Source organism: Streptomyces sp. NPDC007095 (assembly GCF_040634475.1).
Classification (GTDB): Bacteria; Actinomycetota; Actinomycetes; order Streptomycetales; family Streptomycetaceae; genus Streptomyces.
Genome location: NZ_JBEYFS010000032.1, coordinates 52,391 through 66,729 on the forward strand (window position 1 = coordinate 52,391; position 14,339 = coordinate 66,729).

Sequence of the window (14,339 nt, forward strand, 5' to 3'; positions counted from 1 at the left end):
CCTCCCCGGGATAGCGGCACCACGACTCGTGGTGTCCCGCCACAGTGCAGCGTTGACCCGTGCCCAGGTCAAGCGGATTACGGGCCGGGTCCGCGGCCGGTAACAGCACTGCCCGTTCCCAGCCCGGCCCCGGGGGAGTTTCGGTGGTCGGGCTCGGCGGCGATGATCCCCGCCGTAGCTGAACGACGTGCGCGTTCTTGTCGGCGGGCATACACGGCCAAGAGGCCCCGGCCGGCCCCGCGACAGCAGTCGTCGCCCCGGGGCCGGCCTTGGACGGGGCGGCTCAGCCCAGTTAGAAGTCCCTGCGGGCGGCCACGAACGCCTCGATCGTCTGGGCAGGTACGCCCGTCACCCGTTCGACGCCGTCGGCGGTGTGGTCGTAGCGGTTCTCGCGGTGCAGCCGGCCCATGACGGCGACGTGCTGTGCGAGGCGCGGCGCCGTCCCCGGCCTCGGGAGCTCGGCCTCCCACCGCTCCGGGGGCACGTCCACGTAGGTCACCGGTCGTCCCAGCGCCCGCGAGAACTCCTCGGCCAGTTCCTTCATGCCGACCGAGCGGGGCCCGGTCAGCTCGTAGACCTGCCCGACGTGCGGAGCCGGGTCGCTGAGCACGGTGGCGACCACCCGGGCGACGTCCTCCACGGCGACCGGCGACGTCCGCCCGGTGCCGAATGGCAGCGCGATCGTGCCGTTCTCCCGGATCGACCGCGCCGCCAGCGCGGTGAACAGCGGAGTGTCCAGGAACGACGTCGGCCGGACGTGCACCACGGGCAGGCCGGACCAGTTCAGTACCTGCTCCGCCAGCCAGTGCAGCCGCTGCTGGTCCGACTCCTCGGTACTGGTGGCGGTCATCTGCGACACCGTCATCTGAGACAGCCCGACCAGGACGTCCAGCTTCCCGTACTCCCTTGCGACGGAGGCCACCACGGTCGCCGCCAGCAGGTGGTCCGGCGACACGGGCACGAGGCCACCCGCCGGACGCTGATCGAGCACTACCTCTCGGTCCGGCACCGCGATCACGCCAGGGAGGGCCGCTCCGTCTCCGGATTCGCCTCTGACCTGGGGCGCGAGCCCGACCAGACCGCCCGCGCCCAGGACGTCTACGTGAACGGGGTACGCAACCGCGCCGCTCGGCTGGCCACCGGCGACGACGACGGCATGGCCCAGCTCTGCACCATGGCCGGTGCCTTCGTCCTCGCCCGCGCCACCCGGGGCAACCCGATCTCCGAAGAACTGCTGCAGGCCGCGCGCACGGCTCTCACCGGGAACGGCACCGGGCGGTCCGAACCGCAGCAGCGCACGGACTGACCCGGGGCCGGCCGACGACACTCACGCTGGCCGTGAAGGCGGTGATCCCGCTGCTCCGGTAGCGCCCGTCCGTATGCGCAGGACCGGAGACGGCCGGAGTCTGACGTTGCGGACGTCCCGTGGCCGTCGCCCTTGCCGAGCTCGTGCCGACTCTTCCGGTCGGCACGAGCCGACGGTATGAACCAAAGTCATGGACGGGGTTGGAGCTTGTCCGTTGTCCATACCGGAAGGCGCTCGTCTCACCTTGGTGTGGCTTATGGGGGCTCGCCTGCAGAGCGAGGCGCTACGACTCCGAGCTCACCGCGGAAGAGACCCACGGTGTGGACCGCGTCGTCGTCGCCATCAGCGAGCCGGCCACCTCACCCCGCCCGCGGGAGTCACCGGTCCGCTGTGCCTTGTTCGATGTGGCGGGACGTCGGACGGGCTTGAGTCGCGTGCGCAGGAGGCAGAACTCGTTGCCCTCGGGGTCGGCCAGCACATGCCAGCTCTCTTCTCCGGTCTGGCCGATGTCGACAGGCACAGCGCCCAGCGCGAGCAACCTGGCCGGCTCGGCGTCCTGGTCGCGGTCGGTGGCGTTGACATCGATGTGCAGCGGGAGCTTCCCGAGCCGGGGGTCGCGGCCCGCATTGAAGACGAGGGTTGGCTGCGCGCCGCCGAATCCGGCGCCGGCCGGGCCGATTTCGATGCTGCCGTCACCTTCTCGAGTCAGCTCGACGTAGCCGAGGACGTCGCACCCAAATGCGGCCAGTCGGCCAGGGTCTTCGGCGTCGATCACGAGTTCGCTGATTCGGCATGCCATGCACCGAGGACAGGTGCGACGACCCGGCACCGGCCGGGTGCAGGTGCCGCCGCCCCGCCGTGCGCGCTCAGCGCCCCGACCGGCACCAGGTCAGTGCGTGGATTGCGGGGTGATCCGGCTCCGGGAGTGGAGAGGAACGACCGTGGCGCCGTCGCGCAGGGCGTCGTTTTCGAGAGCCGGTTGCCGGATCGCCCCTGTCTTGTCATCTCGTCGCACTGAGGCAGGGACGCGAGCCGGCGGGCCGCACCGGGCGTTTCTCAGGTGACGCCCGGGGCGGCACGCGGGATGCGCGGGTGCCTGGGAAAGAGGTGGCGTACGCCGTGCCCGCACAGGTCGAGGGCGAGTTCACAGAACATGGCATTGGCCCAGCCGAACCAGTCCCGGGTGAACCGCCCGGGGTCGTCGACATGGAAACTCTCGTGCATCAGCCCGGTGCCGGCGGTGGTGGCCGCCAGTGTGTCCAGAGCCCGCGCCGCGTCGTTCTCATCGCCGGTCAGCCCGGCGACGGCGATCGCCAGCGGCCAGACGTGTTCGTCCGGGGTGTGCGCGCTGCCCACCCCGGACGCGAACCTGCCGCGGAAGTAGGAGGAGTTCGCGTCGGACAGCACCAGCCGCCGAGTGGACAGATACAGCGGGTCGTCCTGGGCGCACCAGCCGCTGAGGGGGAGGCTCAGCAGACTGGGGAGGTTGGCGTCGTCGCCCAGCAGGGCATGGCCCCGGCCGTCCACCTCGTACGCCAGCACGGACGCGCCGGCCGCCTCCACCACCGCGGTCGCCAGGATTCCCGCATCGATCTCGTCCGCCAGCGTCAAGGACGTCCGGGCGAGCTCCGTGTCGTGGAGGACGGACTCGGCCAGTACGGCCAGGCCGTGCAGGCACGTCGACGCCAACGCGTTGGCCGGCACGAGATAGCCGTACGTGCAGCGGTCGTCGCTCGGCCGGAAGCCCGACCACGTCATACCGGTCCACACCACCGGCGCGCCGCGGCCGCCGAGCGGAAGGGTGTCCGCCGAGAAGGGGCCGGAGGGCCGGACGAATCGATACGGCGACCGCTCGTGCGCCTGCTCAACACGCCAGGTTCGTACGATCGTCCACGCGGCGCGGCGAAAGCCGTCGTCGAGGTGGTCCACGCGGCCGGTCGCCCGCCAGATCGCGTACGCCAACTGCAGTGGCGCGCACAGCGAGTCGAGTTCGTACTTGCGTTCCCAGACCCAGCTTTCCGGCGCAGGGCGGTCGGCGGGTTCGCCATGCGCGTCGGTGGGGCCGTCGTTGAAGGCATTCGCGTACGGGTCCAGCAGGACGCAGCGGATCTGACGGCGCGATACGCCGACCAGGACATCGCCGATCCGGGGATCCGCGGCCAGGGCCAGGTAGGGACGCATCTGGGCGGTGCTGTCACGCAGCCACATCGCCGGAATGTCGCCGGTCCTGACGAAGACCTCCGCCGCCCGAGAGGCCGCAGGAGTTCCCCAACTCATCGAAGTGGCCCAGGTGTTGGTCAGACAGCCCGCGACGATGTCCGCGGCCGGGCCGGTGCCCCGCAGTTCGGTGGCGAGCTTCCCTCCGAGCGTCCTCAGGGACTCCGGAACGTCCCAGGGCGGAGAAGATTCGGGAATGGGAAACGTTACCATCACGCCTCTTGACTCCTCCTTGCGGCCTGGGCCACGGTGTGATCAATGGGGAATGGAAACGTTACCTTGAGGGAGCTGGCGGCCACCAGACCGGCGAGCGCGCCCAGGACTGAGCCATCGCCAACTCCTCGGAGGGAGAAGGTGAACGCGTGTGACAGCTCCTCCGCGCCTGCGGCGCAGAAAGCTCGTGTCGGACGCCCGGGCCGCGTGCGCGTTCCTGGCGCCGGCCCTCATCGGGTTCACGGTGTTCGTCGTCTACCCGCTGATCCGGTCGGCGTACTTCGCGTTGACGCAGTACAACGGCCTGTCGGACCCGAAGTTCGTCGGCTTCGACAACTTCCGAAGGATGTTCACCACCGATCCGTCGTTCTGGCCCTCGGTACGCGCCGCCCTGCTGCTGGTGGTCCTGTACGTACCGCTGTCGCTGGCCACCGGGCTGGCCCTGGCGGTCTTCTGCAACCAGCGGATGCGGGGGGTCAGCCTGCTGCGCACCCTGTGCTACCTGCCCGTCGTACTGCCGGTGGTCGCCACGATCACGCTGTGGAAGTTCGTCTTCAATCCCCAAGTCGGCCTGGCCAACCAGGTGCTGACGTGGCTGCACATCCCTACGAGTGAGTGGCTGTCCGGTTCGGACTCGGCGATGCCCTCGATCGTGATCGTCATGCTGTGGAGCGTCGGCTCGACAATGGTCATCTTCCTCGCCGCGCTCCAGGCGGTTCCCACCGAGCTCTACGAAGCAGCCAGGCTCGACGGCGCCGGACCCAGGACGGTGTTCTTCCGGATCACCCTGCCGCTGATCAACCCGATCATGGTGCTGCAGGTCGTACTGCAGATGGTGACCGCCCTCCAGGCCTTCAACCAGCCGAAGATCCTCTCACCGGACGGGATGGGCGGGCCGGGGTTCAGCACCAGGGTGCTGATGCTGTCGATCTACACCAACGGCTTCCCCTCGCTCGGCCGGGTCGCCCAGCTCGGCTACGCCTCCGCCCAGGTCTGGGTGCTCTTCCTCGTCATCGTCGTCCTGATCGCCGCCACCGCTCGTTTCTCCTCGATTTGGACCTACAGTGACCACGTCTCCTGACGTCACGAAGACATCGCCGCCGACCGCTCCGCAGCCGCCCCACAGCGCAGCTGCGGGCCGACCGCCCAGCAGGGCCGCACGTACCGCGTCCTGGTACGCCGTCGCGCTGCTCATCAGCTCCGTGATGATCCTGCCCATCCTGTGGATGCTCACCGTCGCGCTCAAAGGCCCTTCGGCCGTCTTCGAAGTGCCGCCGAAACTGCTGCCCCACGAGTTCCACTTCAAGAACTTCATCGACGGGCCGAAAGCGATCCACTTCCCGCGGCTGCTGCTCAACTCCCTTGTCATCACCAGTCTTTCGGTGATCGGCGGGGTGATGACATCGATGATGGCCGGATACGCCCTGGCCCGGCTCCGCTTTCCCGGCCGGAAGATCCTTTTCTACGTCTTCGTCGGCAGCATGCTCCTGCCACCGGTGGTCGGCATCATCCCGTTGTTCCAGCTGTTCAAGGACATCGGCTGGTACGACACCTGGCTGCCGCTGATCGTGCCGGCCTGGCTGGGCGGCAATCCGCTGTTCATCTTCCTCGCCCGCCAGTACTTCCTGTCGATTCCCCACTCCATCGACGAGGCCGCCAAGGTCGACGGCGCGGGACACTTCCGGATCTTCGTGAGTGTCATGCTGCCCATTACCCGACCGGCCTGGATCACCATGTCCATCCTGGCCTTCCAGATGTCGTGGAACGACTATCTCAACCCGCTGATCTACCTGTACTCGTCACAGAAGTGGCCGTTGAGCGTCGGCATGGCCTCCTTCGTCTCCCAGTTCGCCGGCCAGACCCCGGACTGGAACCTCTACATGGCCACCAACCTGCTCTACATGCTGCCCCCACTGGCCGTGTTCTTCGTGGCCCAGCGCTACTTCATCCAAGGCCTGAGCGCTCTGGGCACCGTCAACCAACGCTGACCCGCACCTCGTCAGCCGACCCCACTCCACTTACCAGGAGGCCACGTTGAAACGAACACTCCATGCCGCCGGAGCGTTGCTGGCGGCAGGCGGACTGCTGGCCACCTCCGCCTGCGGCGGCTCCTCGGGTCAGGAGTCGGGCGGGAAGACCACGGTCACCGTGATGACCTGGGAGTCGAACGCGACCAACAAGCTCATCGACCAGGCCCTGGCCGGTTTCCAGGACCCCGGCATCACGGTCAAACGCATCGACACGCCCAACGGCAACTACAGCGACAAGCTTTCGGCGCTGACCCAGGCCAGGAAACTCCCCGACCTGTTCTGGTGCGGCAACGACACCGAGCAGCAGTACACCGGTCAGGGACTGCTCACCGACTGGTCCTCGAAGCTCTCCGGTTCCGGCGCCTTCAGCACGGGCAGCTTCGACTCCACAGCCATGAAGAACTGGAAGACCGCCGACGGCAAGATCGGCGGCGTCCCCTCCCTGATGAACACCTATGGCATCTGGTACGACATCGACGCCTTCAAGGCAGCGGGGATTCCGGTACCCGCGGCCGGCTGGACCTGGGACCAGATGTACGAGGCCGCCGCCAAGCTGCACGAGAAGGGCGCCAAGTACGGCCTGGTCGCCGACGCCATGACCGCCCTCGACGCCCCCTTCAGCCTCAGCCTCTACTCCCAGTCCGCCGGCGGCGCGCCCTTCACCGACGACGTCCACCACCCCACCAAGGTCACCGTCGACCCCACGTACACCGAAGGCGTCGGCAAGCTCGTGGCAGGGATCAAGAGCGGCGCCGTAGCGCCCCCCGGTTATGACATCTCCAACCAGCAGTCGTTGTTCTCCGCCGGGGAGATCCCCATGCTCTGGAGCGGCCAGTGGCTGGCCGCCGGTTTCCTCACGGACAAACCGAAGATCAAGTACGGATTCGCGCCCCTGCCCCAGGTCGACAAGCCGGCCACGCTGTACGACGCCGTGGGCATCTGCACCCCTTCGTACACCAAGAACGCGGACGCCACCTTCAAGGTCCTCAAGTACCTCGACTCAACCGTGTGGACCAAGGTGCTCCCCGACTCGCCCGTGGCGGTACCGGCCTACACCGATGCTCAGGACTCCTACTTCAACGCCCTCGACAAGGCGGGGCAGACGACCGTCGCCTCCACCGTCAAGACGGATCTGAAGGCCTCGTCCACCATCGGCGTGCGCTTCACCACCCAGTGGGCCAGCCAGGCAAGCGACCTGGTCACGGCGTACTGGCCCGACATCCTCCAGGGCAGGAAGCCGCTGTCCGATCTGCAGACCATGGCCGACAAGATCAACGAATTGATCAAGAGCAGCAGTTAGGTGTCCGCCTCCGGTTCGCCTCGCTCGCGGTCGGCGGGCAGCTTGCCCGCCGACCGGGGCGTACGACGAGACCGGAAACGTATCCTGAGGGCGTTCGCCCGGTCAGGCCCGCGCGGCACCCTCTCAGGTGGCCGCGACACGTAAGGAAAGTTGGTCTCCGCCCCACGTGAGCAGTCGTCTCCCGCAGCGCCAGAACACCAGGCCGACCATGCGCGATGTCGCAGAGCGGGCCGGAGTCGCCCTTGTCACCGTGTCCCGCGTCGTCAACGGCATCGGGACGGTCCGCGAGGAGACGGCCGACCGTGTGAACGCGGCGATCAGCGAGATCGGGTACCAGCGCAACGAGATCGCGCGTTCCCTGCGCCCCGGGCAGAACTCGATGACCATCGGCCTGCTGCTCGGCGACCTGACCAACCCTTTCTACGCGTCCTTGGCGAAGGCGGCCGTCGAGGTGGCGGCCCAAGCCGGATATGCCGTTCTCCTCAGCACCGCCGACGAGGACCCGAAGGTCGAACGTCGTGCCGTGGGCGAGCTGATCGGGCGACGCGTGGCGGGGCTCATCATCGTGCCCGACCAGGGCGATCACGCCTTTCTGCAGGAGGTCAACGGTCACGACCAGGTGCCCATCGTCTTCGTGGACCGGCCCGCCACCGGAGCCGAGGCCGATGTCGTCCTCGTCGACAACGAGGGCGGGGGACGCATGGCGACGCAGCACCTCATCGACCACGGCCACCGCCGGATCGCGATCCTCGTCGCCCCCTCGTACTACACCACAGGCCGCCGGCTGCGCGGATACCGCAAGGCCCTGCGGCAGAGCGGCATCGACGCCGACGGAACTCTGGTGGTCACCCTGCGGCGCGGCACCACGGAGGAGGCCACCACCGCCACCCACGCCCTGCTCACCTCGCCGCACCCGCCGACGGCGATCTTCTCGACGACGGGCTTCCTCACCGAGGGCGTCCTGCGGGCGAGCCAGCAACTGCACGCCCGTATCGCCATCGTGGGCTTCGACGACTTCAAGCTCGCCGATATGCTCCCCACCCCGGTCACGGTGGTGACCTCGGACATCGAGGAACTCGGCCGCCGCGCCGCCCATTTGCTGATCGACCGCATCAACGGCGAGGACGCCCCCTTTCACCGGACCGTGCTGCCGGCGCAGTTGATCGCCCGTGGCACGGGGGAGACGGCTGCCCGGTAGAGGCTCAGTAGAGCGTCGGCCACAGCTCGCGCGGCCACGCGAGCACGGCGTAGAGCTGCGCGAAGGCCGCCTGCTGGATCGCCTCGGTGCCGCCGGACGAGTCGAAGTGCACAAGCCCCGTGCCGGGATCGCACGTCGTGGACCAGAGCTCGTCCGCGTAATCAGCCATCGCCTCGTGGTACTTGCCGTCCCCGGTCACCGACTCCAGGAGCAGCAGGTTCTTGAAGAAGATCGAGTTGAAGTACACGGGCTGGGTGAACAGCCGTCCCTGCGTGACGTAGTAGGCGTAGGCCGCCTGGGCGATCCGCTCGGCCCGGTGCAGATACGTGCGGTCGTGGGTCGTCTTGTAGAGGAGGACGTTGACGCCGACCGGCACTCCCTGGTTGTACGACCAGATGGTCTTCTCGACCGTGCCCTTCAGGTCGAGATGGTCCCAGTACAGACCGCCGGGACTCTGCAGATACGTGTTCGTCCAGTCGTAGAACCGTCTTGCCCAGTCCAGGTAGCCGTCTTCGCCGGTGATCTGGTGCAGTCGGAGCGCGAGCTGGGCGCCCGGCATGTTCGAGACGGTGTTGCGGTCCTGGCTCCAGTTCGCCTGGGTCCAGAAGACACCGCCGGGAGCGGCGTGGGTGGAGTCGGTGTCCCAGCCCGACCTGACGAGGTCGAAGATCTCCCGGGCCCGGACCAGTGCCGCCGAGTCCCGGGTCTGCAGATGGAGTTGGACTTTTGCCAGGCCCACCCATTCGTTGTCGTCGTAGAACATGTCGCCGCCAGAGCCGTAGGGGGCGCGAGGGTAGGAGTCGTACCCGGGCTGCTCGGTCGTGCCGCCGCCGGCGTTCCAGTAGTGCTCCTGCGCCTTCGCCCGCTCGGCCACCTCCGCCGAGTACCGGGCGTCGACCGCCGCGAGGTCGAGGGCAGCGGTGTGTACTTGGGAGAAGGGCCATTCGTACGAGTACGTGTTGTCTCCCGGGGCCGCCGGATACTGCTCGCGGACCAGACCTGAGCCGTCCTTGCTCGCCAGGTGTCTCTCCAGCGCGGCGTAGGCGGCGATGCCGCGTGACAACGCCTCGGTGCGGTACCGGTGTTGAGACCTGCTCGAGTCTGCTGCGGCGGACGCTCCGTTGGCCGTGGTCAACGTGGCCATTGCGGCAATGCCGCCGCCGACCAGCGCCCGGCGAGAGGGATTCAAGCGCATCGGAACGCCTCCATTCTGAGCGCCGCTGCCTGTACGGGTCGTACAGGCGTCCGGCGATGGAAACGTTGCCACTGTCACATGGAGTCGTCAACGGGCCGCATGGTCACGGCAGTTCTCCGAGGCTCTCCCCAACAGCCTTTGTGGTACGGACCATTGACGTCTGATCAGGGTAGTGAGATCTTCTCGATGGTTACGTTTCCATAGCTCCGGACACCTGGACACGTCCGGCCCCCACGGCGAAATGGGAGACGCAGAAATGACCGCCCCGTCAAGACCATGGAGACCCCTGAGGGCTGTGCTCGCGCTGCTGCTGTTGGTGCTCTCCCCGCCCCTGCTGCTGCTGAGCTCGGCCTCGCGCGTCCACGCTCTCGACAACGGCCTGGCCCGGACGCCCCCGATGGGCTGGAACGACTGGAACGCCTTCGGCTGCAACGTCAGCGAGACGCTGGTCGAGCAGACCGCCGATTATCTTGTCTCCTCCGGTCTGAAGGACTCGGGGTACCAGTACGTCAACATCGACGACTGCTGGATGACCTCCGCCCGGAACTCCGCCGGTCAACTGGTACCCGACCCGGCCAAGTTCCCCGACGGCATCAGTGGCACCGCCGCCTACGTCCACTCCAAGGGACTCAAGCTCGGCATCTACGAGAGCGCCGGCACCGCCACCTGCCAGGGATTCCCGGGCAGCCTCGGCCATGAGCAGACGGACGCCAACAGCTTCGCCTCCTGGGGCGTCGACTACCTGAAGTACGACAACTGCAACCACCAGAACGTGCCCGACCAGCAGCGTTACACCGCCATGCGCGACGCCCTGGCGAACACCGGCCGCCCTATGGTCTACAGCCTCTGCAACTGGGGCCTCGCCAGCGTGTGGACCTGGGGCGCGGGGGTCGGCAACAGCTGGCGCACCACCGGCGACATCAACGTGAACTTCTCCACGGTGGTGTCGATCTACAAAGCCAACGTCCAGCTCGCCCAGTACGCCAAGCCCGGCGCCTGGAACGACCCGGACATGCTCGAAGTCGGCAACGGCATGTCGTTCACCGAGGACCGTTCCCACTTCAGCCTGTGGGCGGAGATGGCCGCGCCACTGATCGCCGGAACCGACCTGCGCAAAGCCTCCGCCGCCACCCTCTCCCTCTACGGCAACAAGGACGTCATCGCCGTGGACCAGGACTCCCTGGGCAAGCAGGGCACCGAGATCTCCTCGTCGGGTGGTCTGCACGTCCTGACCAAACCCCTGGCCAACGGTGATGTGTCGGTGGTCCTTTTCAACGAGAACTCGAGCGCGGCCACGATCACCACCTCGGCCTCCGCGGTGGGCCTCCCGGCAGCGTCCTCGTACCGGGTGAACAACCTCTGGTCGCACGTGATCAGCAGTACGAGCGGCAGCATCGCGGCCAACGTTCCGGGGCACGGCTCGGTCATGTACCGGGTGTCCGTCGGCGGCGGAACCAGCGTCGGGACGACGCACCCGCTGATCGGAGCCTCTTCCAACCGCTGCCTCGACGCGTACGACGGCCAGTCCACCCCCGGAACCAAGATCGAGATCTGGGACTGCGGCGGGGGCGCCAACCAGGCTGTGACCCTCACCGCCGCCGGTGAACTGCGGCTCTACGGAGGCACACAGTGCCTGGACGCCAACGACAACGGCACGTCGTCCGGCACCAAAGTCCAGCTCTGGACCTGTAACGGCGGCACCAATCAGCAGTGGCGCACCAACCCGGACGGCACCATCACCGGGGTCCAGTCGGGGCTCTGCCTCGATGTCACCGGAGGCGACAAGCCCGCCGGGAACGTCAATGGCACCCAGGTCGAGCTGTGGACGTGCAACGGCGGCGCCAACCAGCAGTGGCGTCTGGGCTGACGCTCCCACCCTCCACGTCTACGGAGCTGACATGAACTCAATGGTGAGTCGCTTACTGAGAACTGGGACCGGTCTGATCGCGACGCTGACCCTCCTGATCACGGTCACGGGCGGCGTCGCGACCGCCGCCCCCGAGGCGACGATCTGCAACAAGTACTGCGACGGCCGTGACCCGGCCCTGTCCCCGCAGGACCGGCAGCCGGTCACGGCCACCGTCTACTCCCGCACCCTCGCCCTGCACTTCGACGACACCGACGCGATGGGCTGGGCCTCGATCACCAACGGCAGCCCGGCCGACGAGGTCTGGCTCGACCGATCGTTCGACGGGGGCCGCACCTGGAGCTCGGGCAGCAAGCTCGGCGACACCACCATCCCTTCGGGGCAGGGGGGTTGGCGCACACTGATGTACAACGTCGACGACTGGAACAACAACGGCGTCGGCGCAATGCGGGCCTGCGGCAAGGCGGGGGACCGGGCCGAGATCGCCTGCACGGAATGGGCCCGTACCACCTGGAACGCGTACAGCCGCCCCACGGCGGCGGCCACCGCGCTGATGCAGTCGTACAGCAACTCCACCGGCCTGTTCGACACCACCGGCTGGTGGAACTCCGCCAACGCCCTGACCGCGATCATCAACAACATCCGCGTCACCGGAATGCCCAGTTACAAGTACGCCATCGCGAACACCTACGACCATCAACTCGCAGCCCAGGGCGGCCAGTTCCGCAACGACTACATCGACGACACGGGCTGGTGGGGGCTGGCCTGGGTCGCCGCGTACGACCTGACCGGTGACAGCCGCTATCTGAACACCGCCCGTGCCGACGCGGACTACATGGCGCAGTACTGGGACTCGACGTGCGGGGGTGGGGTGTGGTGGAGCACGGCGAAGACGTACAAGAACGCGATCGCCAACTCCCTCTACCTGGAGCTGAACGCCGCCCTGCACAACCGCATCGGCGGCGACACGGTCCATCTCGGCCGGGCGAACGCCGAGTGGTCGTGGTTCAAGGGCACCGGCATGATCAACGGTTCGCATCTCGTCAACGACGGTATCGACCTGTCGACCTGCCGCAACAACGGGTCCACGGCATGGTCGTACAACCAGGGCGTACTCCTCGGCGGACTGGCCGAGCTGTACCGCGCGACGGGGGACTCGGCCCTGCTGACCACCGGCCGCCAGATCGGTGATGCCTCGACCACCTCCGCGGCGCTGAACTCCGGCGGAATCCTGCGCGAGCCGTGCGAGACGAACGGCTGCGGGGCCGACGGGCCGACCTTCAAGGGCGCCTGCGTCCGCGGACTGAGCGCCTTCAACGCCCAGCTGTCCGACCGCCCCTACACCTCGTACCTCACGCGGCAGGCCGACTCCGCCTACGCCCACGACCGCAACGCCCTCGACGCGTACGGATTGCACTGGGCCGGGCCGATCGACTCCACGGACGCCGCCCGCCAGCAGAGCGCACTCGACGTCATGAACACGGCGTCCTGACCGGTCGTCGCCGACCGGCGCCGCCGTCCCATGAGACTGGAGCGGCCCCCACCAGGACCGCCGTGAAGACTGATGGCCAGGGAATTCCCCTGGTCGGCGAGCTCGCACCGGCCGACACCGGCGACCACCCGCTGCTGCCCGCCGAGACGGGGCGAGTTCGATGACCTGCTGGTGGATGCCCTGCCCACGCTGCTAAGATGCCGGTCGTCATATGAGCCTTCTCGGCGCGGACTCCGATCCGCCGGGGAGGCTTTTTTCGTGCCCGGGTCCAGCCTGCCCCGGTACTGGTGGAACCGTTTCGAAGGTACTCATCAGCCGAGCCACCTAATGCGCCACGCCGCCCGCCGGTTCCGCGTTCCCGGCCTGCAAGAGGAGATCCATGTCATGAGCCCACGGACGAACACCGCGGCAGCCACAAGTACTTGGCAACTCGGTGACCTGACCGTCAACCGCGTCGGGTTCGGCGCGATGCGCCTGACCGGTACCGCGCCCTTCGACCGCGGCGTGCCGCGCGACCGCGAACGGTCGATCGGCGTGCTCCGGCGGGCGGTCGAGCTCGGCGTGAACCACATCGACACCGCCGCGTTCTACTTCTCGGCGACGCGCTCCGCCAACGAGCTGATCAACCGGGCGCTGGCGCCGTACCCGGAGGATCTGGTCATCACCACCAAGGTCTGGCCGGGCCGCGATCCCTCGGGCGCGTGGTGGTGGGCCACACCGGCGCAGTTGCGCGGCCAGGTCGAGGAGAACCTGCGCCAACTCGGCCGCGATCACCTGGACGTGGTGAACCTGCGCGTGCCGCCGAGTCGGCGGACCGGCTCGATCGGTGAGCACTTCGGCGCGTTGGCCGAACTGCGCGATGCCGGACTGATCCGCCACCTCGGTATCTCCAACGTCACGTCCGAGCAACTGGCCGAGGCCAGGGCCATCGCCCCGGTCGTCTGCGTGCAGAATCCTTACGGGATCGGTGAGTTGAGCGAGGACCGGGCTCTCCTGCAGCTTTGCGGTGAACTCGGCCTCGCCTTCGTCGCGTTCTTCGCGATCGCCGGTTCCGGGCGCGAGGCGGGTCCGGCTGCCCGTGACAGCGAGGCGGTGTGCGCCGTCGCCCGCGCACACGGTGTGTCCGTCGCGCAGGTCCGGCTGGCGTGGACCTTGCAGCAGGGGCCGCACGTGCTGGCGATCCCGGGCACCGGCGATCAGGACCACCTCGCGCAGAACATGGCGGCCGGCGAGCTGCGGCTCTCGGAGGAGGAGATGGCACACCTCACCTCGCCGCGGCCGACCGCGCCCGGCAGGCCGTTGCGCGGGGGGACCTGACAGGTCCGATTCCTGTCAACAGGGGCGAGTGCGGTTCATAGATCCACGTGATCACCGAGCGAGACGGCGCTTGAACAGACCGCGCGGCTCAGGCCTGATCAAAACGACAGGCCCTAGGTCCTGTCGTCAAATTCCCGTCGTCCGCCCGGAGGGCGGGCCCTGCGGCGTCAGGTGCGTGCTCTCGGCGTGCCGGGCACAGGCCCT

At 68.0% G+C, this 14,339-nt stretch carries 11 protein-coding genes and 1 pseudogene; 8 read left to right on the forward strand and 4 right to left on the reverse strand.

What is annotated here, in order from left to right; genetic code table 11:
- Positions 1-292: 292 nt before the first annotated feature.
- Positions 293-961: an NmrA family NAD(P)-binding protein gene (locus ABZ656_RS13910; RefSeq protein ID WP_360267688.1), complete on the reverse strand. Its 669-nt coding sequence runs from the start codon at positions 959-961 to the stop codon at positions 293-295.
- Here ABZ656_RS13910 and ABZ656_RS13915 point away from each other — a divergent pair.
- The gene (locus ABZ656_RS13915; protein WP_360267691.1) at positions 941-1,306 is read left to right on the forward strand and encodes a hypothetical protein; all 366 of its coding nucleotides are present in this window, start codon (positions 941-943) and stop codon (positions 1,304-1,306) included. The two genes, ABZ656_RS13910 and ABZ656_RS13915, sit on opposite strands and share 21 nt — an antisense overlap.
- A gap of 418 nt (positions 1,307-1,724) precedes the next feature.
- On the opposite strand, the pseudogene ABZ656_RS13920 reads toward ABZ656_RS13915, so the two are convergent.
- Both ABZ656_RS13920 and ABZ656_RS13925 read right to left on the reverse strand, forming a co-directional pair.
- A pseudogene (locus ABZ656_RS13920) lies at positions 1,725-2,105 on the reverse strand (VOC family protein); the annotation flags it as partial.
- A gap of 257 nt (positions 2,106-2,362) precedes the next feature.
- Positions 2,363-3,736, reverse strand: a complete 1,374-nt coding sequence (locus ABZ656_RS13925; RefSeq protein ID WP_101402871.1) for a glycoside hydrolase family 125 protein — start codon at positions 3,734-3,736, stop codon at positions 2,363-2,365.
- A gap of 151 nt (positions 3,737-3,887) precedes the next feature.
- On the opposite strand from ABZ656_RS13925, the gene ABZ656_RS13930 reads away from it, so the two are divergent.
- From ABZ656_RS13930 to ABZ656_RS13945, 4 genes are all read left to right on the forward strand, one after another.
- Entirely contained in the window at positions 3,888-4,817 is a 930-nt protein-coding gene (locus ABZ656_RS13930; protein WP_360267694.1) for a sugar ABC transporter permease, read from the forward strand.
- A complete protein-coding gene (locus tag ABZ656_RS13935; RefSeq protein ID WP_101402873.1) occupies positions 4,801-5,724 on the forward strand; it encodes a carbohydrate ABC transporter permease in 924 nt (307 codons plus the stop codon). The genes ABZ656_RS13930 and ABZ656_RS13935 overlap by 17 nt, the downstream gene beginning before the upstream one ends.
- A gap of 46 nt (positions 5,725-5,770) precedes the next feature.
- Positions 5,771-7,066: an extracellular solute-binding protein gene (locus tag ABZ656_RS13940; protein ID WP_360267697.1), complete on the forward strand. Its 1,296-nt coding sequence runs from the start codon at positions 5,771-5,773 to the stop codon at positions 7,064-7,066.
- A 208-nt stretch (positions 7,067-7,274) separates the two neighbouring features.
- Positions 7,275-8,264 carry a LacI family DNA-binding transcriptional regulator gene (locus ABZ656_RS13945; protein WP_101402875.1) on the forward strand — a complete coding sequence of 330 codons (990 nt, stop codon included), beginning with the start codon at positions 7,275-7,277 and terminating at the stop codon, positions 8,262-8,264.
- 4 nt (positions 8,265-8,268) lie between these two features.
- Here the strand turns inward: ABZ656_RS13945 and ABZ656_RS13950 are convergent, their stop codons facing one another.
- The gene (locus ABZ656_RS13950; protein WP_360267700.1) at positions 8,269-9,459 is read right to left on the reverse strand and encodes a glycoside hydrolase family 76 protein; all 1,191 of its coding nucleotides are present in this window, start codon (positions 9,457-9,459) and stop codon (positions 8,269-8,271) included.
- 256 nt (positions 9,460-9,715) lie between these two features.
- On the opposite strand from ABZ656_RS13950, the gene ABZ656_RS13955 reads away from it, so the two are divergent.
- From ABZ656_RS13955 to ABZ656_RS13965, 3 genes are all read left to right on the forward strand, one after another.
- On the forward strand, positions 9,716-11,326 hold the full coding sequence (locus ABZ656_RS13955) for a ricin-type beta-trefoil lectin domain protein (RefSeq protein ID WP_360267703.1): 1,611 nt from the start codon (positions 9,716-9,718) through the stop codon (positions 11,324-11,326).
- Between the two features lie 31 nt (positions 11,327-11,357).
- Positions 11,358-12,818: a glycoside hydrolase family 76 protein gene (locus ABZ656_RS13960; RefSeq protein ID WP_360267706.1), complete on the forward strand. Its 1,461-nt coding sequence runs from the start codon at positions 11,358-11,360 to the stop codon at positions 12,816-12,818.
- A 384-nt stretch (positions 12,819-13,202) separates the two neighbouring features.
- Positions 13,203-14,135 carry an aldo/keto reductase gene (locus tag ABZ656_RS13965; protein WP_101404031.1) on the forward strand — a complete coding sequence of 311 codons (933 nt, stop codon included), beginning with the start codon at positions 13,203-13,205 and terminating at the stop codon, positions 14,133-14,135.
- Positions 14,136-14,339 lie beyond the last annotated feature (204 nt).

Bases quoted from the DNA above. Each gene is read 5' to 3' on its own strand.
- ABZ656_RS13925 (WP_101402871.1), bottom strand. From the start codon at position 3,736: ATGGTAACGTTTCCCATTCCCGAATCTTCTCCGCCCTGGGACGTTCCG.
- ABZ656_RS13945 (WP_101402875.1), top strand. From the start codon at position 7,275: ATGCGCGATGTCGCAGAGCGGGCCGGAGTCGCCCTTGTCACCGTGTCC.
- ABZ656_RS13950 (WP_360267700.1), bottom strand. From the start codon at position 9,459: ATGCGCTTGAATCCCTCTCGCCGGGCGCTGGTCGGCGGCGGCATTGCC.
- ABZ656_RS13955 (WP_360267703.1), top strand. From the start codon at position 9,716: ATGACCGCCCCGTCAAGACCATGGAGACCCCTGAGGGCTGTGCTCGCG.
- ABZ656_RS13960 (WP_360267706.1), top strand. From the start codon at position 11,358: ATGAACTCAATGGTGAGTCGCTTACTGAGAACTGGGACCGGTCTGATC.
- ABZ656_RS13965 (WP_101404031.1), top strand. From the start codon at position 13,203: ATGAGCCCACGGACGAACACCGCGGCAGCCACAAGTACTTGGCAACTC.